Here is a 23062-nt window from a genome sequence, read left to right on the forward strand (position 1 = left end):
CGCTCAGCCGAGGGAATCGAGAATCTCGACCAGCAGCTCGTAGGTCGTGAGGGGGCTGATGATCGCGAACCGCAGCACTGGCTCGCCGGCGTGCGAACTGGGCACGACGAATCCGCGCTGATCGTCGAGCAGGCGGTCGGACCAGGCCTGGTACTCGGCGGCCGACCAGCCTTCACGGCGGAAGACCACGACCGACAGCTGCGGGTCGCGCACCAGCGACAGCCCGTCGCGGCGCTCGATCTCGTCGGCGATGCGGCGCGCGAGGTTGATGCCGTGCGCGATCGTCGCCCGGTACTGCTCGGTGCCATGGGTGGCGAGCGAGAACCACAGGGGCAGCCCCCGCGAGCGCCGCGTGAGCTGCACCGCGAGGTCGGAGGGGTTCCAGTCGGGCGACTCGGTCAGCGTGTCGAGATATTCCGCCTTCTGCGTGTGGGCCCGCAGTGCGAGCGACGGCTCCCGGTAGATGAGGGCGCAGGCGTCGAAGGGCGCGAACAGCCACTTGTGCGGGTCGACGATGACCGAGTCGGCGAGCTCGACGCCCGCGAACGCCGGGCGCATCTCCTCGACCAGCATGGCCGCGAGCCCGTAGGCGCCGTCGACGTGGAGCCAGATGTCCCGAGCCTTCGTCGCAGCGGCGACCCCCGCGATGTCGTCGACGATGCCGAAGTTGGTCGTGCCGCCCGTCGCCACCACGGCGAACACCGCGTCGGCGTGGTCGTCGAGGGCGCGCGCGACGGCATCGCCGTGCAGGCGGCCGTCGGCGCCCGGTGCCGCAGTGATCACGTCGACGTCCATGACGGCGGCAGCCGACGCGATCGACGAGTGCGCCTCGGCGCTGCACAGCACGGCCCAGCGCGCCGGGTCGGGGCGCCCCGCATCGCGGTTGCGCTGCCGCGCGGCATCCCGAGCAGTCACGAGTGCCGAGAGATTCCCGACCGTGCCGCCCTGCACGAACACGCCGCCCGCGCTCTCGGGCAGCCCGAACTCGCGGGCGAGCCAGTGCAGCACCTCGTTCTCGGCGAAGACGGCGCCGGCGCCCTCCATCCACGAACCGCCGTAGATCGCCGACGCCGAGACCACGACGTCGAACGCGAGCGACGCCTTGCTCGGCGCGGAGGGGATGAACGAGAGGTATCCCGGGTGATCGGTCGAGATGCACGCCGGCGCGAGGACGTTCTCGAACAGCGCGATGGCACGGCGAGCGCCGATGCCGTCCTCGGTGATGGAGCCCGACGCGAGACGGGCCAGGTCATTCGGACGCATGGGCTTGTCGAGCGGCACGTCCTTGTAGAGCGCGCGGCGCCGCGCGTAGTCGAGCACGTCGTCGACGGCATGCCGGGTCTCGTCGGAGATCGCGTGCATCTGCTCGGGGCGGGCGGGCGAGGTCATGGGCTGCTCCACGGTTCGGGTGACAGTCCACGGTAGATCCCGCCGCGCGGGTTGTCACTCCGAGGGCTGCGCGAACCGGTCAGGATTGGAGAAGCGGATGCCGCGGCCCCTGCGTAGCGTGAAGTGCGAAGTCGATCCCACCGACCGCACCACGTGAAGGAGAAGGCCATGGCCGAGAAGACCACGCAGGACTCGAGCACCGGACTGTCCGCCGAGGAGCGGGCGGCCATCAAGGAGCGCGCGAAGGAGCTGCGGGCGCAGGAGAAGGCGGGCAAGAACCGCGAGGCCGGGCTCAAGTCGGTGCTCGACGCGATCGCCAAGCTGGACGGCACTGACAAGCAGATCTGCGAGGGTCTCGTGAAGGTCGTGGGCGAAGTCGCCCCCGAGCTCGTCGGCAAGACCTACTACGGCATGCCCGGGTTCGCGAACGGCGACGGCAAGATGGTCGTCTTCGTTCAGCCGGCCGGCAAGTTCAAGACGCGCTATGCGACGCTCGGCTTCGAGCACCCCGCGAGCCTCGACGACGGCGACATGTGGGCGACCGCCTTCGCGGTCCTCGCGTGGAACGACGCCGTCGAGAAGAAGGTCACCGCTCTGGTGAAGAAGGCGGTCTCGTAGAGGCGTTTCGTCTCGCTTCGCTCGCTCAACGACCGGGGGCGCCCCGGAACTGCGGTGAGCCGAGCACGCGCTCGACCGTCAGCTCGAGCACGATCCGCTCGGGATTGACCCGCGGTTGGCGGTAGCGCGCCGCGTACAACTCGACGGCGTGGGCAACGGCATCCGCTTCCTCTCTTATGGAGACAGTGCCCTCGAAGCTGATCCAGCGCGCGCGGTCGACCGAGCAGATGGATGCCCGGCCACGGCGCTGCGCGTTGAGGAACTTCTGCGAGCCGCGGGTGCCGATCACACGCACGATGCCTCCTTCATAGGTGAAGCCGACCGGCACGGCGTGGATGCGATCACGCCGGCCGAGGGTGGACAGGGTGGCGAGGTGGTACTCGCGGAGGAACTCGAGCGCGGCGTCGGTCAGCACCGGTCCAGCCTCGCACGGTGAGGGTGGGGGCGGTGCACAGGGCGCGGAACCTCGAGTCCGTCGGGGTCAGTCGGCGTGCTGCGGAGGCCAGACCACCCGGAAGCGCTCGAACACGATCTCGTCGGCCTCGGACCACTCGCGCCCCTCCGCCGCGGAGACGCGGATCCAGTACTGGCGGTGATCGCGCTGCCAGCTGGCGAGGCTCAGGTCGTCCTCGCCTTCGTCCGCCGCGAAGGCGGCGTCGGCGCTCGCGAAGTCGCCGAGGCGCAGCTCAACCGCGCGGAGGATGACCGTCGGCACGCCTCGCCCGTCGCACGCGATCCAATGGGACCCGATGCGAGGAACTCCGTCGCCGCTCGCGACGTAGGTCTCGACGAGTTCCGACGTCGCGCGCTTCCTCCCGCTCAGCACGTGCGCGAGGAGCTGGTCGGCAAGCCCCTCCGAGTCACCGAAATGCTCGACGGTGTATTCAGCGCTCGCGACGAGTGCTTCGGGGTGCGCGGCGGCGTATTCCTCCCACATTCGACGTCCGGCTTCGACGTCGACCGGCGCTGCAGGTGATGAAGTCACTTCTTCATGGTGCCAAACGCGCGGACGTGTCGCAGCAGCGAGGCCCACTAGTTGAAGTCGCCCGCCGGGGCCATGTCGGTGAAGCGTGAGAAGTGACCCTGGAACGCGACGGTGATCGTGTCGGTCGGGCCGTTTCGGTGCTTGGCGACGATGAGGTCGGCCTCGCCGGCGCGCGGGCTCTCCTTCTCGTAGGCGGCCTCGCGGTGCAGAAGCACGACCATGTCGGCGTCCTGCTCGATCGAGCCCGATTCACGGAGGTCGGAGAGCGCCGGCTTCTTGTCGGCGCGCTGCTCGGGACCACGGTTCAGCTGGGACAGCGCGATCACCGGGCACGCGAGCTCCTTGGCGAGGAGCTTGAGGGCGCGCGAGAACTCCGAGACCTCCTGCTGGCGCGACTCGACGCGCTTGCCGCTCGTCATGAGCTGGAGGTAGTCGATGACGACCATCTTCAGGCCGGCCTTCTGCTTGAGGCGACGGCACTTCGCGCGGATCTCGACGAGCGTCATGTTCGGGCTGTCGTCGATGTACAGCGGCGCGTCGTTGATGCGACCCCGAGTGGCCGCGATCGTCGTCCAGTCGCGCGAGTCGAGCGTTCCCTTGCGCATCGCCTGCAGCGGGACGGAGCCTTCGGCGCTCATGAGGCGCATCGCGATCTCGCTGCGCCCCATCTCGAGCGAGAAGAAGATCGTCGGCATGTCGTGCTTGATCGCGGCGGCGCGCGCGAAGTCGAGGGCGAGCGTGGACTTACCCATCGCGGGCCTGGCGGCGATGATGATCATCTGGCCGGGGTGCAGGCCGTTGGTGAGCTGGTCGAGCCCCGAGAAGCCGGTCGGGATGCCGGTCATCTGACCGTCGCGACCGCGGGCCGCCTCGATCTCTTCGACGGCCGCGTCGACCGCGATCGTGAGCGGAACGTAGTCCTCGGCCGCTTCCGCACCGGTGACCGAGTAGATCTCGGCCTGCGCGTTGTTGACGAGGTCGAGCGCCTCGCCCTGGCCCGAGTACCCCATCTGCACGATGCGGGTGCCGGCGTCGACGAGACGGCGGAGCAGGGCGCGCTCCGACACGATCGACGCGTAGTAGCCCGCATTGGCGGCCGTCGGCACGATCGACGTGAGGGTGTGCAGGTAGTCGGCGCCGCCGGCGCGCTGCAGCTCGCCCGTCTTGATCAGCTCGTCGGTGACGGCGACGACGTCTGTCGGCTCGCCGTGCGAGTACAGCGTGAGGATCGCCTCGAAGATCAGCTCGTGCTTCGGGATGTAGAAGTCGACACCTCGGAGCGTCTCGATGACGTCGGCGACGGCATCCTTCGACAGGAGCATGCCTCCGAGCGCGCTCTGCTCGGCGAGGAGATCGTGCGGGGGAGTCCGCTCGAACTCACGGGGGCCGCCCATGCGCTCTTCGGAGATGTCGGCGATCGACATAGATGCAGGATCCTCCACGTGTTGTGATTCCCTCAGGGCGGCTCGCCGCGTCGGGTGCGCTGGCGCCGCAAAACGGAGGACGGCTGTCGCAGAGCGAGTGCGGCGGGGAGCCGGTACTGACCCGGACATCGTCATCTCAGACGCGCCGTGTCTTCCCCCGGAGTGCCGAAGACCACGGTAGGCAGGGGCTCGGACACCCGCAACACAGCCTGTGGATAACTCTGTGGAGAGTATGCGAGAAACGCCGGTAGACCTGTGGGCAATGCCTGTGGAGAACTCGGCATCTCTCCCCGAAGTCGGCCAGAGATAGGGCTGCTGATCAGGGGTTCCCTGGTCCACAGGTTGTGGAGGGGGATGTGGTTGAAGTCGCGCTTGAAGGTTGGCCGCTCGACGGCCCCCTGTGCACAATTCCGAAGCTTGTGGATGAGCATCCCTCGCCTGGGGATCGCTCAATAGACCCTGGACAGCGGGAGAGGAGGGCGCTAGCCTGTGGATTCCAGGCACCCTCAAGCGCATTCCGTTCGGAATGCGTGGCGTTGTTCGTCGTGGGAGGTGAACGTGGAGATCGCAACCTCGCAGCTGCCGAGGATCTGGCGGCTGGCCCTGATCGGGGCCGCAACCGCGTTCGCCTGGATCGTCCTCTCGCTGCTCCTCGGACTCGGATACGGGTCCGCGCACGCGGCCGAGGGCTATGACGACGGCAAAGGCCTGCTGGGTGCCGTCACTTCCGCGGTCGACCGGACGGCCGCCTCGGTCACCTCGACCGTCACCAAGACCACGTCCACCGTTACGGAGGTCGTGAACACGGTTGTCGACGTCGCGCCGGCTCCGGTTCAGCAGCCCGTGCGTGAGGTCGTCAAGACGGTCGGCACGGTCGTCAACACGGTCGCCGAGCCCGTGGTCCAGGTCGTCTCGAACGACGCCGTCAGCACGATCACGAAGCCCGTGGTCGAGGTCGTCACGCAGGTTCCGGTCGTCGGCGGCATCGTCAGCGGCACGGGGCTCGACGACGCGGTGGGCGACCTCGCCGAGACGGTCGACGACACGGTCGACGGCGTGACGGGCGCCGTCACCGACACCGGCGAGGCCATCGGCCAGCCGTCGACAGGCGGCGAGCCCTCCACCGGCACTCCCGAGCTGCCCCCGGTTTCGCCCGGAACCCCCGTCCTCCCCGGCTCGGGATCGACCGACGGATCGCCCGCGCCCAGCACCACCGACGTCTCGGTCACCACGCTTCCCGGCCTTTCCGCCGACCAGATCATGACGGTCGACGGCGGCTGGGGCGCGGCATCCGCTCTCCCGTTCTTCGAGGCTGCGTACGAGCCCGGCTCCGCGCCTTCCGACACCGTCTCGCCGTCCACCGCGTCGTCCGACGCGCGCGGCCACCTCACTCCGGCGGGAGCACTCTGCCCGCCGAACGCTTCTTCCTCGGGATCCGGTGGTGCGGGTCCCGGCGCTTGGGCGCTCGTCGCCCTCGGTCCGCTCGCCGCTCTCCGTGCCTGGGTGCGTCGTGCAGGACCGGAGGACGAGCACGCGCCACCAGCGCCTGCAGGATCCACCGACGTCTCCCCTGACTGATCCGCTCAGACCGCCTCTTCTCGAGGCGGACGAGCACCAGCGCGCACCCTCGCGTGCTGAGACATCAGTCAATCCAAAGGGGAAACAATCATGGGTACATTCATCAAGCGCGCCCTTCTGGGCACGCTTCTCGCCGGCGGCATCACGCTGCTCGGCGCAACGGTCGCACACGCGGCCGACACGACAGGGGAGGACGGGCTGCTCTCGGGCACCCAGGCCCTCCTCGACGTCAAGCTCCCGGTGACGATCAGCGGCACCTCGCTGTCGGTCATCGGCGACTCCACGAGCCAGAGCGCGGCCACGTCGACCCCGGCACCGGCTTCCGCACCGGCTTCGACGAGCGGCGAGGACGGCGTGGCGTCGGGCACTCAGGCGCTCGTCACCGTGACCGTGCCGGTCACCGTCTCGGGAAACGCGATCTCGGTCGTCGGTGACACTTCGTCATCGGATGCCGCGACCGCGGCTCCCGCTCAGCCGGCAGCCTCCTCCAGCCCCGCCACCCCGGCGACCACCTCGGGCGACAGCGGGCTGCTCTCGGGGACGCAGGGCATCGTGTCGGTGAACGTCCCGATCACGGTGAGCGGCAACGCCGTCTCGGTCGTGGGCGACAGCGATAGCCAGGACGCCTCCACCACAGCCGGCACCAGCGGCAGCGGATCAGCCACCGACGCGACCACCGGCGGCGAGAACTCGATCGCCGGCGGCTCGCAGGTCGTCGCTCCCGTCGCCATCCCGGTGACGGTCGGCGGCAACGCCATCTCCGTCATCGGCGACAGCACGAGCACGGGCGCCACGTCGGCGCCCGGCTCGGGTTCCACCGGCGGCGCAGGCACGGCGACCGCAGGCTGGACGGACGGCGGCGACGCGGTCCTGGGCGGCACCCAGGTGCTCGCACCCATCACCGCCCCGGTCGCCGCCGGCGGCAACGCGATCTCGGTCATCGGCGACAGCACGAGCACCGGCTCCACCACCGGCACCACCGGCGGAACCGGCAGCACGGGCACCACCGCCGGACAGACCGACGGAGCCGACAGCATCCTCGGCGGCACCCAGGTGCTCGCACCCATCACCGCACCGGTCACCGCCGGCGGCAACGCGATCTCGGTCATCGGCGACAGCACGTCGGCCGGAAGCAGCGTCACTGCTCCGGCCGGCACGGGCGGCACGGCGCTGACCTCGGGTCTGGACTCGATCCTCGGCGGGACGCAGATCCTCGCTCCGATCGCCGTCCCGATCACGCTCGGCGGCAACGCCATCTCGGTCATCGGCGACAGCACGACCGTCGTCCCGGCCGTGCCCGTCGACCCGACCGACCCGACGGACCCGACCGACCCGACGGACCCGACCGACCCGACGGACCCGACCGACCCGACCGATCCCACGGACCCGACCGATCCCACGGACCCGACGGATCCCACGGACCCGACGGACCCGACCGATCCCACGGACCCGACCGATCCCACGGACCCGACGGACCCGTCGAACCCGTCCGGCCCGGCCGGCCCCGGCGGACCGGGCTCCTCGGCTGACGGCGGCAACGCGATCGTGACCGGCTCGCCGGCCGGCGCGACCGCCGTCGCACTCGCCGAGACTGGAGGGATGAGCGCGCTCCCCGTGCTGCTGCTGGCAATGGTGCTGCTCGCAGCGGGCGCGTCGGCGCTCGTGTCTCGGCGGCGCTCGGCGTGACCCGCATGTCGGAGGCTGCCTAGGGGGCCTCTGACGCGGAGCACGCGGGCGTGGCGGGAGGGCCGTTCCCCACCGGCCCTCCCGCTCCCGCACACCTCGCCCTTCGATGACGGGGAGGCCGACCTGCCTGGACCCGGTCACCCCGTCATCGGACGGCGCTGAGACGGGGCGGGTGCCGCGGCGGGGGGCGCGCGGCATCCGTCTCTTGGGGGAACAAAAGGCGGATGCCGCGGACCCGAAGGTCCGCGGCATCCGTTCTCTCTTTCGCTGCCTTATTTGGCGGCGACCACCTGCAGGGTGATCACGGCGGTGAGGTCGTCACGCAGACGGACCGTCGCCTCGTGCTCGCCCACCGACTTGATCGGCGAGGTGATGTGGATCTTGCGCTTGTCGAGCTCGCCGAGGCCGGCGGCCTTGACGGCGTCGGCGACGGCCTCGGTCTTCACCGAGCCGAACAGACGGCCTTCGGCTCCGGCCTTGACGGTCAGCTTGACCTTGTTCGACTCGAGGGCGTCCTTGAGTGCGACGGCCTCTTCGTGGACGTGGATCGCGCGCGACTCGCGAGCAGCGCGAATCGACGCGACCTGCTTCTCGCCACCGCGGGTCCACGCCACAGCGAAGCCCTGGGGGATGAGGTAGTTGCGGGCGAACCCGTTCTTGACCTCGACCACGTCACCGGCGCTACCGAGCCCGGCGACCTCGTTCGTGAGAATCAGCTTTGCCATTCCGGTGCTCCTTAGCGGCCAGCGCCGGCGTAGGGCAGGAGCGCCATTTCGCGCGCGTTCTTGATCGCCTTGGCGATCAGACGCTGCTCCTGCACCGAGACACCGGTGATACGACGGGCGCGGATCTTGCCGCGCTCCGAGATGAACTTGCGGAGGGTGGCGACGTCCTTGTAGTCGATGACGCCGACACGAGTGGGCTTCGCCGGTGCGGCGTTCTTCGCGCCCTTCCGCGGCTTGCGGCGATCGCCGCTTGACTTTCCAGCCATGGGTGTTTCCTTACTGAGTGATGTGAGTCAACGGATGCCTCGGCACCCGGATATCGTCAAAACGGGGTGTCGTCGCCGTAGGCGCCCGGGGCGGCCCACGCGTCGCCGCCACCGGCGTTGCCGGCAGTGGCGTTCGCCGAACCGGGGGTCGACCACGGCTCGTCGGCGACCTGCGCCTGACCGCCGCGCGACTGACCGCCGCCGCCCGCCGCGCGCGTGACCTGAGCGGTCGCGTAGCGGAGCGAGGGGCCGATCTCGTCGACCTCGAGCTCGATCGCGGTGCGCTTCTCGCCCTCGCGCGTCTCGTAGCTGCGCTGCTTCAGGCGGCCGGTCGCGATGACCCGCATGCCCTTGGTCAGCGAGCCCGCAACGTGCTCGGCGAACTCGCGCCACACGCTCGCGCGGAGGAACAGCGCTTCGCCGTCCTTCCACTCGTTCGCCTGGCGGTCGAAGTTGCGCGGCGTCGACGCGATGGTGAAGTTCGCGACGGGGAGACCGTTCTGCGTGTAGCGCAGCTCGGGATCAGCCGTGAGGTTGCCCACGACGGTGATGATCGTCTCGCCGGCCATCGTCGTTACGCGTCCTGCTTGACGGGCTTCGCGGGACGGGCGGCCTTGCGGGCAGCCTTCTCGTCGGCGCGCTGCTTCTCGGACGCGATCATGGCGATCGCCTCTTCGGCACGGAGGACCTTGGTGCGCATGATCTGCTCGTTGAGATTCAGCTGACGGTCGAGCTCCTGAGTGGTCTCGCTCGTAGCGGTGAAGTTGACGACGGCGTAGATGCCCTCGGTCTTCTTCTGGATCTCATAGGCGAGACGGCGGCGACCCCAGATGTCGATGTTCTCAATCGAGCCACCATCGTTGGTGATGACCTTGAGGAACTTATCGAGGTTCGGGGCGACCTGGCGCTCATCGATCTCAGGGTTCAGAATGACCATGAGTTCGTACTGGTGCGTCACTAACCCACCTCCTTCGGACTTGAACGGCTGTCGGGCATTTCCCGGCAGCAGGAGGGTGTGGTGCACGTCATCCGGCGTTCGCGCACAGGGGCGCGTGCGGACAACCGTCCTATCGTACCGGAAGCCTGGTCAGCCGCCCAATCCGCCCGGATCGTCCCGCTCACCGCGGAGAAGGTCGAGGACCCACGCCCGGTCGGCATCGCGCGACGGCGGGGCCAGGGGGTACTTCGCAGGCGTCGACGAGAGGGAGATCGGATGCCGCACCCCCGGCGTCTGCGACCCTCCGGCGTGCACGATCGGATCGAGGCCCAGCTCGCGCGCCCGGGCGAACGCGCCGTCCATGGCGAGGACGCGCGCGCACGGCACGCCGGCTTCCCCGAGCATCGCGTCCCACTCGGCCGCGGGTCGAGTTGCAAGGGCCCGGTCGAGGAGGGGGCGGAGGACATCCCGGGCGACGCTGCGGTCGGGTGCACGAACGAATCGGGGGTCGGCCGCAACGTCCGGCACGCCGAGCACCTCGCAGAGCCGCGCGAACTGGCGGTCGTTGCCGACCGCGAGGACGAGGTCGCCGTCGGCGGTCGGGAACGGGCCGTAGGGGAAGATGCTCGGGTGGTCGTTGCCGAGCCGCTGCGGCACGACGCCCGCCAGGGCGTACGCGCCCGACTGATTGACGAGCGCCGACAGCGCCGACGAGAGCAGGTTCACCTCGACGCGCTGACCCTCGCCGGTGACGTCGCGGTGGCGGAGGGCGGCGAGCACGCCCATGCCCGCGTGGAGTCCGGTCACGACGTCGACGATCGCGACGCCGGCCTTGGCCGGCGATGCGTCCGCCTCACCCGTGACGCTCATGATGCCCGACAGCGCCTGGGCCAGCACGTCGTAGCCGGGCAGATTCGAGTCGGGCCCGAACCCGGTGATGGAGGCGTAGACGACCGCCGGGTTGGTCGCGCGCACGGCGTCGTAGTCGAGGCCGAACCGGGCGAGGCCGCCCGGCCGGAAGTTCTCGATGACGACGTCGGCCCGTCGCGCGAGCTCTCGCGCGACGGCGAGGTCGGCAGACTCGTCGAAGTCGAGGGTGATCGACCGCTTGCCGCGGTTCACCGACAGGAAGTACGTCGCCTCGCCGTCGCGCTCCGGCGGTGTCCAGTGGCGCGTCTCGTCGCCCGCCGGCCCCTCGACCTTGACGACGGTCGCGCCGAGGTCCGCGAGCAGCATCGTGCAGTACGGCCCGGCGAGTACGCGCGAGAAGTCGGCGACCAGCAGCCCCGCGAGCGGTCCGCGTTTCGTCTCGTCGCTTCGCTCCTCGCTCAACGCCCCGTCCTCTCCCGCCCGCACCCGGGTCGTTGAGCGAGCGAAGCGAGACGAAACGCCCTCAACGGAACGCCCCGATGCCCGTGAGGTGCTGCCCGAGGATCAGCGTGTGCACCTCGTCGGTGCCCTCGTAGGTCCGCACGGACTCGAGGTTCGCGGCATGACGGATGGGCGAGTTCTCGAGCAGCACGCCGTCGCCGCCCAGAATCGTCCGCGCTTCCCGTGCGATCGCGATCGCCTCCCGCACGTTGTTGAGCTTGCCCAGCGAGACCTGCGTCGGCGTGAGGGTTCCGGCATCCTTCGCCCGCCCGATCTGCAGGGCCAGCAGCGCTCCCTTCTGCAGCTCGACGACCATGTTCACGAGCTTCTGCTGCGTCAGCTGGAACGACGCGATCGGCACCCCGAACTGCTGCCGGCGCAGGGCGTGGCGCAGCGCCGCTTCGTAGCTGTCGCGGGCCGCGCCGAGCGCACCCCAGACGATGCCGTAGCGCGCCTCGTTCAGCGCCGAGAACGGACCGCGCAGTCCGCTCGCCCCCGGAAGGAGAGCGGATGCCGGAAGCCGGACGTCCTCGAAGTGCAGCTCCGTCTGGATCGACGCCCGCATCGACCCCTTCGGCTCCAGCACCGACGCGTGGAATCCCGGGGCGTCGGTCGGCACGATGAACCCGCGGACGCCGTCGTCGGTCTGCGCCCAGACCACGACGAGCTGCGCGATCGACGCGAGTCCGATCCAGCGCTTCGCGCCCGTGAGCACCCAGTCGCCGCCGTCACGTCGCGCGAACGTCGTCATGCTCGACGGGTCGGATCCGGCCGCCGGCTCGGTGAGTCCGAAGGCGCCGATCGCCTCGCCGATCGCCATGCGCGGCAGCCATTCCTCCTTCTGCTCCTCGGATCCCCACCGGTGGATCGAGCCCATTGCGAGCGATCCCTGCACCGACACGAAGGTGCGCAGCCCCGAGTCGCCCGCCTCGAGCTCGAGCGCCGCGAGGCCGTACTCCACGGCGCTGCGGCCGGGGCATCCGTACCCCTCGAGGGTCATGCCGAGCACCCCCAGCTCGCCGAACGCGCGCACCAACTCGACCGGGAAGTGCGCGCGATCGAACCAGTCGCCGATGTGCGGCCGGATCTCTTCGTCGACGAAGGCCCGCACGCGGTCGCGGGTCGCGCGCTCGTCGTCGGTTAGCAGTGCATCGAGTCCGAGGACGTCGGATGCCTCGCGCAGCGCTTCGAGGTCATCGGGGTTCCTGGGCTCCATAGCCGCCTCCTCAGTCATCCGTCCCGCCCATTCTGCCGGTCGGCTGCGCCGCTCGTTGAGCGAGCGGAGCGAGACGAAACGCCCCGGCCACCGTGCACACCCCCGGTAGCGTGAATGCATGACCCTCCCCAGCGCAGCGGCGGCGACGTCGTTCCCGTTCGACGCCCGCCCCCTGGTGGAGCCCGTCGACCCGGCCCAGGCCCGCGCGTTCGCGAAGCAACTGCGCGAGACCGGACGCGTCCAGGGCATGTTCACGGGCTCGACCGCCGTGTTCGCGGTGATCGTCGGCGTCTTCATCGTGGCGTTCGGGTCGGTGTTCCTCACCATGTTCGTCTCGATCTTCGCCTCGCTCGCGGGGGCCGTCGGCGAGGGCGCGGGCTTCACCGGGGCGCTCTTCACCGTGGTCCCGTTCCTCGTCGTCGGCGTGGCGATCACCCTGGTGGTGATCGGGTTCGTCACTGCCGGCCGCACCGCGGCGGTGAAGATGTTCCGGCTCGACCGCTTCGCCCGCGCGAACGGCATGACCTACCAGCCCCGGTTCGACAGTCCCGGCCTCCCGGGCATGATCTTCGGCCTGGGCAGCGGGCGCCACGCGACCGACATCGTCCGCGGCGAGCGCCCGCGCTTCGTCGAGTTCGCGAACTACCGGTACACGACGGGCTCGGGCAAGAACAAGACCACGCACACGTGGGGCTACGTGGCGGTGAAGCTCGACGTGCCGCTGCCGCACATCGTCCTCGACGCGAAGGGCAACAACGGCATCTTCGGATCGAACCTGCCGGCGACCTTCGACAAGGAGCAGCGCCTGAGCCTCGAGGGCGACTTCGACCGGTACTTCTCGCTCTCCTGCCCGCGCGGCTACGAGCCCGATGCGCTGTACCTGTTCACGCCCGACATCATGGCGCGGTTCATCGACAACGCCGCGGCGCTCGACGTCGAGATCGTCGACGACTGGCTGTTCCTCTACGCCAAGCGCGACTTCTCCACGCTCGACCCGGCGACCTGGGCGTGGCTGTTCTCCGTCGTCGGCGCGCTGCTCGACAAGCTCGCGCAGTGGGCGCGCTGGCGCGACGACCGGCTGCAGGCGCAGGCGAAGGCGATGACGGATGCCGCGGCCACGCCGGTCCCGTCGGTCGGCGCGGGGGACGCGGCATCGGCTGTGCCCTTCGTCGCTCCGCTCGAGGCGCTGCGACCGCCGCCGGGAGTCGCGCCCCAGGGACGCCGGCTGCAGCGCGGCGTGCCGTGGGTGTCGTTCGTCGTGGTGGGCGTGGTGGTGCTGTTCTGGGTCATCACGCAGACCGGCGTGCTCGGGATGTTCTTCCGCTGAGGCTCGGCCCTCCCTGTTGCGGCGGGCGTAGGCTGGCGGGCGTGCATTCGACGAACACGACGCCCGGTGGGCGTGAGGGGGTACTCGGCGCGTCACGCGCCGAGCGGAGGTAGCCGCGCGCGTCGCGCCTTCTGACGCGCGACGCCGTCACCGTACCGCGGGCCGCCGGCCTGCGGCATCCTTCCCCTGTCGTCGCGCTCCGTGACGACCCGTCGTGAATCAAGGAATCATGCACGCACTGACCGAGAAGGACATCCGCGCGTCCTTCGTCAACGCCTCGCTGCGCGAACGGAATGCCCTCGTCGTGCCCGACCTCGCTGCCGTCGACTGGACGGTGCTGGACTACTTCGGCTGGCGCGACCCGAAGCAGCCGCTCGCCGGCTTCATCGTGGTGCCCGTCGACGACGAGCTCGTCGGGATCCTGTTGCGTCAGACGGAGCAGCGCACCCGCACCCGCTCGCAGTGCTCATGGTGTGAAGACGTCACCCTGCCGAGCGATGTCGTGATGTTCAGCGCGAAGCGCGCCGGCAAGGCCGGCCGCAACGGCGACACCGTCGGCACGCTGCTGTGCGACCGGTTCGAATGCTCGGCGAACGTGCGCCGGCCGGTGCCTCCCGCGTACCTCGGCTTCGACGTCGAGGCTGCCAGGCAGCGTCGCATCGACTCCTTGCGCGCCCACGCCGCCGGCTTCGCGCGCGACATCCGCGACAGCGCCTGACCGGTCCGGGGACCCAGCCCCCGGGTCGTTGAGCGAGCGAAGCGAGACGAAACGCCTCAGGCGCCGGTCTCGGCCTCCCACGCGGCGCGGCGCGCGGCCTGCTCCACCGGGTCGGGCACCGGAAGCGATGCGATCAGCCGCCGGGTGTAGGGATCGGTCGGCTGACCGAGCACCTGCGCCGTCGGGCCGGCCTCGGCGACCTCGCCCTTGTGCAGCACGACCACCCGGTGGGCGAGCAGGTCGACGACGGCGAGGTCGTGCGTGATGAACAGCGTCGCGAACCCGAAGCGCTCCTGCAGCTCGGCGAACAGCTCGAGCACGCGAGCCTGCACCGACACGTCGAGCGCGCTCGTGGGCTCATCGGCGATCAGCAGCTTCGGGTCGAGTGCGATCGCCCGCGCGAGCGAGGCGCGCTGGCGCTGACCGCCGGACAGCTCGTGCGGGAACCGGTCGCCGAAGTCCTTCGGGAGCTGAACGGCTTCGAGAAGCTCGTCGACCTTGGGCCGCGCCTCGGCGGGATTGCGCATCCCGCCGTGGACGATGAGCGGTTCGGCGACGTTGTCGGCGATCGTGAGGAGCGGGTTGAAGCTCGTCGCCGGGTCCTGGAAGACGAAGCCGAGCTCGTGGCGACGGCGCCGGAACTCGCGCTCCTTGACCCCGAGCATCTCGGTGCCGAGCACCTTCAGCGAGCCGCCGGCTACGGGCGTGAGCCCGGCGATGGCCCGGCCGATCGTGGTCTTGCCCGAACCGCTCTCGCCGACGAGGCCGAGCACCTCGCCCGGCGCGATCGAGAAGCTGACGCGATCCACCGCGCGGAACGCGGATCGGCCGAACCGGCCGGCGTACTCGATGACGAGCTCGTCGGCGGCGACCACCGGCTCGACGGGTGTCGCGGGCACGGCGAGCTGCCGGTCGGCGATCTCGAGGCGGGGGACGGCGGCGAGGAGCTTGCGCGTGTACTCGTGCTGGGGCGCGGCGAACAGGTCGGTGGCCGTCGCCGTCTCCACGATCTCGCCGTTGTACATGACCGCGACGCGATCGGCGAGGTCGGCGACCACGCCCATGTTGTGCGTGATCAGCACGATGGCCGTGCCGTCCTCGTCGCGGAGGCGCCGGAGCAGCTCGAGGATCTCGGCCTGCACGGTGACGTCGAGCGCCGTCGTCGGCTCGTCCGCGACGATGACCGTCGGCTCGAGCGCGAGCGCCATGGCGATCACGACGCGCTGCTTCTGGCCGCCGGAGAACTGGTGCGGGTAGTCGTCGACGCGGCGCTCCGGCTCGGGGATGCCGACGCGTCCCAGCATCTGGATCGCCTTCTGCCGGGCCTCCGCCTTGGAGTACTTGCCGTGGGCGCGGAGTCCCTCGGCGAGCTGCCAGCCGACGGTGAACACCGGGTTCAGTGCGGTCGACGGCTCCTGGAAGATCATGGCGGCCTTCGTGCCGCGGATCGAGCGAAGACCCTTCTTGTCGAGCCCCACGACGTCGGTGCCGTCGAGGACCACCGTGCCCTCGGTGCGCGCCGACTCGGGCAGCAGCCCCAGGATGGTTCGCGCCGTCACTGTCTTCCCACTGCCCGACTCGCCGACGATCGCGAGCACTTCGGCCCGGCGGACGTCGAGGGTGACGCCCCGCACCGCGTGCACGTCACCGCCGTCGGTCGCGAACGAGACGTTGAGATCGTCGATCTCGACGGCGAGCTGATCGGTCGATGCCGCCATCACTCCACCTCTCCCATGAACTCGCGCGACACCGGCTGGCTCGCGGCGACCGCGTCGGCGGGCGTCTGCGTTTTTCCGGCGCGTCGCCGTGCGCGCAGTCGCGGGTCGGCGAGGTCGTTGAGGCTCTCGCCGATCAGCGTCACACCCAGAATGGTGAGCACGATCGCCACACCGGGCGGGATCGCCGTCCACCAGATGCCGGCCGACACGTCGCCGATCGACTGCTGGAGGTCGTAACCCCACTCCGCCGCCGCGGTCGGCTGGATGCCGAAGCCGAGGAAGCCGAGCGCCGCGAGGGTGGCGATGGCCTCCGACGCGTTGAGGGTGACGATGAGCGGCAGCGAGCGGGTGGCGTTGCGCAGCACATGACGGAACATGATGCGCGGCGTCGACGCGCCGATCACCTTCGCCGATTCGATGAACGCCTCAGACTTCACCCGCACGACCTCCGAGCGCACGACGCGGAAGTACTGCGGGATGAACACGACGGTGATCGAGATGGCGGCCGCCAGGATGCCGGGCACGAGGCCGGACTGGCCGCCGCTGATCGCGATCGCCGCGATGATCGCGAGCAGGAGCGACGGGAAGGCGTAGATCGCGTCGGCGATGACCACCAGCACGCGGTCCACCCACCCGCCCAGGTAGCCCGAGACAAGACCGATGAAGATGCCGAGGAACACCGACAGCAGGATCGCGATGACGATCACCATGAGGGCGGTCTGGGCGCCCCACAGCGTCCGGGACAGGACGTCGTAGCCGCCGACGGTCGTACCGAGGAGGTTGAGCGGGTTCGGGGGCACCTGCGACCCGAACAGTCCGTCGGGCCCGCGCAGCTGACTGAAGCCGTACGGGGCGATCCACGGCGCGAGGATCGCGATCAGCAGGAAGATCGCCGAGAGCACCAGGCCCCCGACGAGCATGCCGCGCTGGAGGCCGACGCTCTGGCGCAGCTGGTGGACGACGGGCAGGCGGTCGAAGAGACGGCGCTTGGCCATGTCAGTACCTCACCCTCGGGTCGAGGAACGCCGCGACGATGTCGACGACGAAGTTGGTCAGCGCGACGATGATCGCGATCATCGCGACGATGCCCTGGATGGCGACGAAGTCGCGGGCGAGCAGGTACTTCACGAGCTGGAAGCCCAGTCCTTGCCACTCGAACGTCGTCTCGGTCAGAACGGCACCGCCGAGCGCGAGCGCGATCTGCAGGCCGACGACCGTGACGATCGGGATGAGGGCCGGCTTGTACGCATGCTTGCGTACAAGCCGGAACTCGCTGACTCCGCGCGAGCGGGCCGCGTCCACGTACGGCATGTTGTGGGTCGCGATGACATTCGTGCGCACGAGGCGGAGGAACACGCCGGCGGTCACGAGCCCGAGCACCATCGCCGGCAGGAAGGCGTGCTGGAGGACGTCCTGCACGTAGGCGGGATTGCCGGACCGGATGGCGTCGATGAGATAGATGCCCGTGCTGTCGTCTTCGCGCGTCAGGGCGAGTTCTGTGCGAACGCTCGCGCGCCCGCTCACGGGGAACCAGCCCAGCCATACCGAGAAAATGAGCTTCGCGACAAGACCGGCGAAGAACACCGGCGTCGCGTAGAAGAGGATGGCGCTCACACGGAGCACGGCGTCCGGGGCGCGGTCGCGCATCGCCGCCGCGACCATGCCCAGCGGGATGCCGATGACGAAGGCGACGATCATGGCGTAGACGACCAGCTCGAAGGTCGCGACGCCGTAGTTCACCAGCACCTGGGTGATGAGCTGATTGTCGGTGATCGTGGTGCCGAAGTTGCCGGTGGCGATCTGACCGAGGTACTCGAGGTACTGCACCAGGACCGGCCGGTCGAAGCCGGCTTCGTGGATGCGCTCCTGCAGCTGGTCCGCTGGCAGACGCCCGCCGAGGGCGGCGGTGATGGGATCGCCCGTGAGCCGGATCAGGAAGAACACGACCGTCACCAGAATGAACACGGTCGGGATGATGAGGAGGAACCGGATCAGGATGAACCGGCCCAGCGTTCCGCCCGACTTGGGGCGGCGCTTCGCCAGGAACGGCGGCGGTTCTTCGACGGACGCGGCGACGTCACTCGTCGTCATGGGGTGAGCCTAACTGTGGAATCGGGCGGATCGCGGCGATGGGGCGGCCCGTCGAGCGGACCGCCCCATCGACCGTCGATCGGCTACTTCGTGAGCGGCGCGAAGCGGAACTTGAACGACGCGTCGAGGATGACCCCGTCGACGTCGGCTCCGGCGACGGCCACCTGCGCGCCCTGCAGCAGCGGCACGGTCGAGAGCAGCTCGGCCACACGGCCCTGGATGTCCTCGATCATCTGCGTGCGCGTGTCTGCGTCGGGCTCGACGGCCTGGCCGAGGATGAGCTCCTCGGTCTCGGCGTCGCTGAAGTGGTTGCCCAGGAAGTTCTCCGTGAGGAAGAACGGCGTGAGGTAGTTGTCGGCGTCGGAGTAGTCCGGGAACCAGCCGAGCTGGTAGGCCGGGTAGACGTCCGACGTGCGGTCCTCGGAGTACTGCACCCACTCGGTCGACTGGAGGTCGACGGTGAACAGGCCGCTCTCCTCGAGCTGAGACTTCACCATGGCGTACTCGTCACCCGACGAGGGGCCGTAGTGGTCGGGGCTGTACTGCAGGCTCAGCGCGACCGGAGTCTCGACGCCGGCAGCCTCGAGGCGTGCCGCGGCGGCGTCCACGTCGGGACCACCCTCGCCGTCGCCGTAGAGGCCCTTGAGCGCCTCGGTCGCACCGGCGAAGCCCTCGGGGACGAACGAGTAGAGCGGGGTGTACGTGCCCTTGTAGACCTGCTCCGAGATGGCCTCGCGGTCGACCAGGTCAGCCACGGCCTGACGGACGGCGAGTGCCTTGGCCTCGTCGGCCTCGGGCGTGGTGGCACCGTACGGCTGCGTGTTGAAGTTGAACACGATGTAGCGGATCTCGCCGCCGGGGCCGTCGATGACCTGGACGTTGTCGTTGCCACTCAGGTCGTCCACGTCGGTGGCGGACAGGCTGCGGTATGCGACGTCGACCTCGCCCTCCTGGACGGCGAGCTTGAGGTTCGACGACTCGGCGAAGTACGAGAGGATGACGCCCTCGTTGACCGGTGCGTCGAGCAGACCCTGGTAGTTCTCGTTCGGGGTGAACTCGACGGTCTTGTTGAAGTCCCACGCGGTGATCGCGTAGGGCCCGCCGAACGCGTTCGCGTCGACGATCTCGTCGTCGGGCGTCAGTGCGTCCGCGGCGAAGACCTCGTCATCGACGATGGCGCCGGGGAAGCTCGTGAGGATGAACGGGAAGACCTGGTCGTTCGCGGTCTTCAGGTTGAAGACCACAGTGGTCTCGTCGGGGGTGTCGATGCTCTCGAGGTTGTACAGCAGGCTCGAGGCGCCGTTCGGATCGGCGATCGCGATGTTGCGGTCGAACGAGAACTTCACGTCGGACGACGTGAGCTCGTTGCCATTGGCCCAGGTGAGGCCCTCGGGCAGCGTGACCGTGTACTGGGTGGGCGAGGTGAACTCGGCCGACTCCGCGAGGTCGGGAACGACCTCGTTGCTGTTGTAGTCGGTGTTGACGAGGTACGGGAAGACCTGCGTCTGGACGGCGAGCGACCCGTTGTCGTACGAACCAGCGGGGTCGAGCGTGGTGACCTTGTCGGTGGTGCCGACGATGATGGGCTCGCCCGAGGCGTCGCCGTTGTCGTCGTCGCCGCCGCCGCCGGTGCTGGCGCAGCCGGCGAGGAGGATTGCCGAGGCTCCGAAGGCCCCGATCGCGAGGCCGAGACGGCCGCGCTTGCTGTGGTGCAGTGACATAGTGCTACCTCTGCTGTGTAACGGGTCGGCCGCACCCAGGTGGCGCGGCCCTCGGGATATCCTCACCCCGCACTAGCCAAAGGGCAATCCGGTGAATGATTCGTAACGAGACTGAAACTCAACGAACTGGGCTGCCGAGTGCGCAGAATGCCCCGAAAGGGCCCCCTTCGCCGGGCCGAAGTGCACGAAGTCAGCCGCGGGCGGCCCACCACTCGAGCAGCCGGCGCTCGGCTTCTTCCTGGCCGACGACACCCTCGTCGAGGCGCAGGTCGAGCAGGTACCGGTACGCCTCGCCCACTTCGCGCCCGGGCGCGATGCCCAGCACCTCCTGGATGCGATTTCCGTCGAGCTCGGGGCGCATCGAGGCGAGCTCCTCCTGCGCCGACAGCTCGGCGATGCGCCGCTCGATGTCGTCGTACGCGCGGGAGAGACGGCCCGCCTTCTTGACATTGCGCGTCGTCACGTCGGCCCGCGTGATGATGTGCAGACGTTCGAGCTCGGCTCCCGCGTCGCGCACGTACCGCCGCACGGCGGAGTCGGTCCACGTGCCCTCGGCATAGCCGAAGAACCGCAGGTGCAGCTCGATGAGCCGCGTGACGACGCCGATGGTGTCGGTGTCGAACCGCAGCGCCTGCAGCCGCTTGCGCGCGAGCCGCCCGCCCTTGATGTCGTGGTGATAGAACGTGACGCCGCCGCCAGGCTCGAGCCGCCGGGTCGCGGGCTTGCCGATGTCGTGCAGCAGGGCGGCGAGCCGCAGCGGCACGTCGGGTGCGGTATCCGGATTCCTGGTCTTCTCGAGGTCGATGGCCTGACGCAGCACCGTCAGCGAGTGCTCGTAGACGTCCTTGTGGTGGTGGTGCTCGTCGACCTCGAGCTGCAGGGCAGGGATCTCGGGGAGGAACTGATCCATGAGCCCCGTCTCGACGAGGAGACGGATGCCGCGCACCGGGTCATCGGTCTGGAGCAGGCGGACGAGCTCGCTCTGGATCCGCTCGGGGCTGACGATCGAGAGCGTCTCGCGCAGCTCCGCCATCGCGTCGGCCGTCGCCGGGTCGACCTCGAAGCCGAGCTGCGACGCGAAGCGTGCGGCACGCAGCATCCGGAGCGGATCGTCGCCGAAGCTCACCGACGGATCGGCGGGCGTGCGCAGGCGCTGCGCGACGAGGTCTTCGACCCCGCCGGTGGGGTCGACCAGTGTGCGGGCAGGCACTCGCAGCGCCATCGAGTTGACGGTGAAGTCGCGGCGCGCGAGGTCGCCCTCGAGCGTGTCGCCGAACTCCACGGTGGGCTTGCGCGTCACGCCGTCGTAGCTGTCGGCGCGGTACGTCGTGATCTCGACCTGCTCGCCGGCGACCTTGGCGCCGATGGTGCCGAAGGCGCGCCCGATGTCCCACTGCGCGGTGCTGATCGGCTTGACGATGCGCAGGATCTGGTCGGGGAGCGCGTCGGTCGTGAAGTCGAGATCGTTGGTCGTGCGTCCGAGCAGCGCGTCGCGCACCGGACCGCCGACGATGGCCAGGTCGTGCCCGGCGGCGGCGAAGGCGTCGGCGAGCGTCGAGACGACGGGAGACTCGGCGAGCGCGCCGAGGCGCGCGATGCCCTCGGCCATGTTGAGCATGGGATTCAGCCTACCGACGGTGATACCCCCGGTTTCGCGGCGGGCTACGCGAAGCGCAGGAACCCGGTGAACGTCAGCTCGCGCACCCTCGGAAGGAGATCCGCGCGCAGGGCCGCGGCATCCGCTTCGAGCAGTTCGGCGATCGCGTCGATCAGCACCCCCACCGGCAAGTCGCCGTCGCACGCCCCGACCAGGGCAGCGAGCCCGGGATCCACGCCGAGGGCACGGCCGAAACCGCCGCCCTGACGCAGTTCGATGACGGTCGGATCCTCCTGGCCGGGAATGTGATGGCGGGCTTCGGTGACATCGGGCGCGACGGCCAGGACGGAGGCCGCGAGCGCGTGGTCGTCGAGCACGGCGAGACGGTCGTGGGCGGCGAGCGCCTCCGCGAGGTGGGCGCCGAGGCCCTCGCCGGGCAGCGCCTGGTGGAGCGACTCGAAGCGCCGCAGAGTCGGCTCGCCCGCCGCCGGGCGGCGCAGCAGCAGGTAGCCGAAGCCGACCTCGGTGACCTCGCGCGCGATGAAGTCATCGAGCCAGGCGTCGATCAGCCGCGAGAATCCGGCGGTCCCCGGCAGGGTGCCGCCATCGCGCACCCAGAGCTCCGCGTAGGACAGCGGGTCGAGGCTCTCGCGCTCGACCACCCACGCATCGAGCGGCACAGCGGATGCCTCGACCCAGGCGCGCACGCGCTGGAGTCCCGGCTCTCCGGCCCGCGTCTCCCAGTTGCCGAGCAGCTGCGCGATCCCGCCGGGCTCGAGGTGATCGCCGACGCCGCGCACGAACGCCCCGACGACGTCGTCGCCCTCCATGCCGCCGTCGCGGTACTCGTACGCCGGAACGTCCGCGACCCGCGGCGTGATGACGAACGGCGGATTCGACACGACCCGGTCGAAACGCTCGCCGGCGACGGGCTCGAACAGGCTGCCGAGTCGCACCTCGATCCCGTCGACGCGGTTCAGCAGCGCGTTCAGCCGTGTGAAGGCCAGCGCCCGCGGGGAGATGTCGGTCGCGACGACGTGATCGACGCTGCGACGGGCCCGCAGCGCCTGGATGCCGCAGCCGGCGCCGATGTCGAGTCCCCGCCGGGCGGGCGTGGGCAGCTGCAGCGCCGCAAGGGTCAGCGACGCCCCGCCGACGCCGAGCACGTGGTCCTCCGGCAGCGGCCCGCCCAGCGCGGCCTCGTCGAGGTCGCTGGCGATCCACCACTGGCTCCCGCCGTCCGACGCCGATGCGTCGGCATAGGACTGCGGGCGCACCACGGCCAGGGGCCCGACGTCGCCGTCCGCGGCCTCGACGAGTCCGAGCCGCGCGAGTCCGTCGACGCCGGTGCGAGGAAGGGCGAGGGAGACGGATGCCTCGGCCTGCGGCATCCCGAGCATGAAGAGTCGTCCGAGCACCGCGATGGCGTCGTCGCGCGCGCCGAGCGCGCGGTCGGCCGGGGCGCGCAGTCCTCGCGCAATGGCGTCGTCGGCCGCGTCGCCCCACGCCTCGCGCAGCGCTTCGGCGGTGTAGCCCGCGTCGCGCAGGTCGTCGGCCAGCTCGCGGCAGAGGGCGGGATCCGGTTCGGGAAGCACGCGTCCATTCAACCGTGCGTCGCCGCGCGGCGCCCGGGTACCGGAACCTCGGAGGGTGCGACCGTAGAATCTGACTCGATCGTGCGGTCCGGACATCGCA

At 69.9% G+C, this 23062-nt stretch carries 21 protein-coding genes; 5 read left to right on the forward strand and 16 right to left on the reverse strand.

All coding sequences use genetic code 11. The features are described from left to right. Window positions 1-3: 3 nt before the first annotated feature. Window positions 4-1389 (reverse strand): pyridoxal phosphate-dependent decarboxylase family protein, encoded by a 1386-nt coding sequence (locus tag JX005_RS10350; RefSeq protein WP_214467399.1) that lies wholly within the window; start codon window positions 1387-1389, stop codon window positions 4-6. 168 nt (window positions 1390-1557) lie between these two features. On the opposite strand from JX005_RS10350, the gene JX005_RS10355 reads away from it, so the two are divergent. Further along, window positions 1558-2007, forward strand: a complete 450-nt coding sequence (locus JX005_RS10355; RefSeq protein WP_214467400.1) for a hypothetical protein — start codon at window positions 1558-1560, stop codon at window positions 2005-2007. Window positions 2008-2032: 25 nt separating this feature from the next. Here JX005_RS10355 and JX005_RS10360 read toward each other — a convergent pair whose 3' ends face one another. The 3 genes from JX005_RS10360 to dnaB all read right to left on the reverse strand — a co-directional run bounded on the left by JX005_RS10360 (window position 2033) and on the right by dnaB (window position 4416). Further along, window positions 2033-2422 (reverse strand): PPOX class F420-dependent oxidoreductase, encoded by a 390-nt coding sequence (locus JX005_RS10360; protein WP_214467401.1) that lies wholly within the window; start codon window positions 2420-2422, stop codon window positions 2033-2035. Between the two features lie 66 nt (window positions 2423-2488). Continuing rightward, entirely contained in the window at window positions 2489-2944 is a 456-nt protein-coding gene (locus JX005_RS10365; protein WP_214467472.1) for an ASCH domain-containing protein, read from the reverse strand. 95 nt (window positions 2945-3039) lie between these two features. Continuing rightward, window positions 3040-4416, reverse strand: coding sequence for a replicative DNA helicase (dnaB, locus tag JX005_RS10370; protein ID WP_214467402.1), 1377 nt, complete (start codon window positions 4414-4416; stop codon window positions 3040-3042). A 558-nt stretch (window positions 4417-4974) separates the two neighbouring features. Here dnaB and JX005_RS10375 point away from each other — a divergent pair. Next, entirely contained in the window at window positions 4975-5994 is a 1020-nt protein-coding gene (locus JX005_RS10375) for a hypothetical protein (protein WP_307858556.1), read from the forward strand. Window positions 5995-6084: 90 nt separating this feature from the next. Next, the gene (locus tag JX005_RS10380; protein ID WP_214467403.1) at window positions 6085-7680 is read left to right on the forward strand and encodes a chaplin family protein; all 1596 of its coding nucleotides are present in this window, start codon (window positions 6085-6087) and stop codon (window positions 7678-7680) included. A 272-nt stretch (window positions 7681-7952) separates the two neighbouring features. Here JX005_RS10380 and rplI read toward each other — a convergent pair whose 3' ends face one another. From rplI to JX005_RS10410, 6 genes are all read right to left on the reverse strand, one after another. Further along, window positions 7953-8405: a 50S ribosomal protein L9 gene (gene rplI / locus JX005_RS10385; protein WP_214467404.1), complete on the reverse strand. Its 453-nt coding sequence runs from the start codon at window positions 8403-8405 to the stop codon at window positions 7953-7955. Between the two features lie 11 nt (window positions 8406-8416). After that, window positions 8417-8671 carry a 30S ribosomal protein S18 gene (rpsR, locus tag JX005_RS10390; RefSeq protein WP_179435687.1) on the reverse strand — a complete coding sequence of 85 codons (255 nt, stop codon included), beginning with the start codon at window positions 8669-8671 and terminating at the stop codon, window positions 8417-8419. Between the two features lie 56 nt (window positions 8672-8727). Next, entirely contained in the window at window positions 8728-9240 is a 513-nt protein-coding gene (locus JX005_RS10395) for a single-stranded DNA-binding protein (RefSeq protein ID WP_214467405.1), read from the reverse strand. 5 nt (window positions 9241-9245) lie between these two features. Further along, window positions 9246-9629 carry a 30S ribosomal protein S6 gene (gene rpsF / locus JX005_RS10400; protein WP_214467406.1) on the reverse strand — a complete coding sequence of 128 codons (384 nt, stop codon included), beginning with the start codon at window positions 9627-9629 and terminating at the stop codon, window positions 9246-9248. A gap of 129 nt (window positions 9630-9758) precedes the next feature. Further along, window positions 9759-10940: a CaiB/BaiF CoA transferase family protein gene (locus tag JX005_RS10405; RefSeq protein ID WP_214467407.1), complete on the reverse strand. Its 1182-nt coding sequence runs from the start codon at window positions 10938-10940 to the stop codon at window positions 9759-9761. 61 nt (window positions 10941-11001) lie between these two features. After that, the gene (locus JX005_RS10410) at window positions 11002-12195 is read right to left on the reverse strand and encodes an acyl-CoA dehydrogenase family protein (protein ID WP_214467408.1); all 1194 of its coding nucleotides are present in this window, start codon (window positions 12193-12195) and stop codon (window positions 11002-11004) included. A 118-nt stretch (window positions 12196-12313) separates the two neighbouring features. On the opposite strand from JX005_RS10410, the gene JX005_RS10415 reads away from it, so the two are divergent. Together JX005_RS10415 and JX005_RS10420 are read left to right on the forward strand one after the other, a co-directional pair. Then, on the forward strand, window positions 12314-13522 hold the full coding sequence (locus tag JX005_RS10415; RefSeq protein WP_214467409.1) for a hypothetical protein: 1209 nt from the start codon (window positions 12314-12316) through the stop codon (window positions 13520-13522). A gap of 229 nt (window positions 13523-13751) precedes the next feature. Further along, a complete protein-coding gene (locus JX005_RS10420) occupies window positions 13752-14240 on the forward strand; it encodes an FBP domain-containing protein (protein WP_214467410.1) in 489 nt (162 codons plus the stop codon). 56 nt (window positions 14241-14296) lie between these two features. On the opposite strand, the gene JX005_RS10425 is transcribed toward JX005_RS10420, so the two are convergent. From JX005_RS10425 to JX005_RS10450, 6 genes are all read right to left on the reverse strand, one after another. After that, window positions 14297-15958 carry a dipeptide ABC transporter ATP-binding protein gene (locus tag JX005_RS10425; RefSeq protein ID WP_214467411.1) on the reverse strand — a complete coding sequence of 554 codons (1662 nt, stop codon included), beginning with the start codon at window positions 15956-15958 and terminating at the stop codon, window positions 14297-14299. Further along, window positions 15958-16953: an ABC transporter permease gene (locus JX005_RS10430; protein ID WP_214467412.1), complete on the reverse strand. Its 996-nt coding sequence runs from the start codon at window positions 16951-16953 to the stop codon at window positions 15958-15960. Before JX005_RS10430 ends, JX005_RS10425 begins: the two co-directional genes overlap by 1 nt. A gap of 1 nt (window position 16954) precedes the next feature. Then, entirely contained in the window at window positions 16955-18049 is a 1095-nt protein-coding gene (locus JX005_RS10435) for an ABC transporter permease (RefSeq protein WP_214467413.1), read from the reverse strand. A gap of 83 nt (window positions 18050-18132) precedes the next feature. Further along, window positions 18133-19770: an ABC transporter substrate-binding protein gene (locus JX005_RS10440; protein WP_214467414.1), complete on the reverse strand. Its 1638-nt coding sequence runs from the start codon at window positions 19768-19770 to the stop codon at window positions 18133-18135. 190 nt (window positions 19771-19960) lie between these two features. Next, entirely contained in the window at window positions 19961-21388 is a 1428-nt protein-coding gene (locus JX005_RS10445; protein WP_214467415.1) for a CCA tRNA nucleotidyltransferase, read from the reverse strand. A gap of 44 nt (window positions 21389-21432) precedes the next feature. Next, on the reverse strand, window positions 21433-22962 hold the full coding sequence (locus tag JX005_RS10450; protein WP_307858557.1) for a DUF7059 domain-containing protein: 1530 nt from the start codon (window positions 22960-22962) through the stop codon (window positions 21433-21435). Window positions 22963-23062 lie beyond the last annotated feature (100 nt).

This window comes from Microbacterium flavescens (assembly GCF_018588945.1).
GTDB lineage: Bacteria > Actinomycetota > Actinomycetes > Actinomycetales > Microbacteriaceae > Microbacterium > Microbacterium flavescens.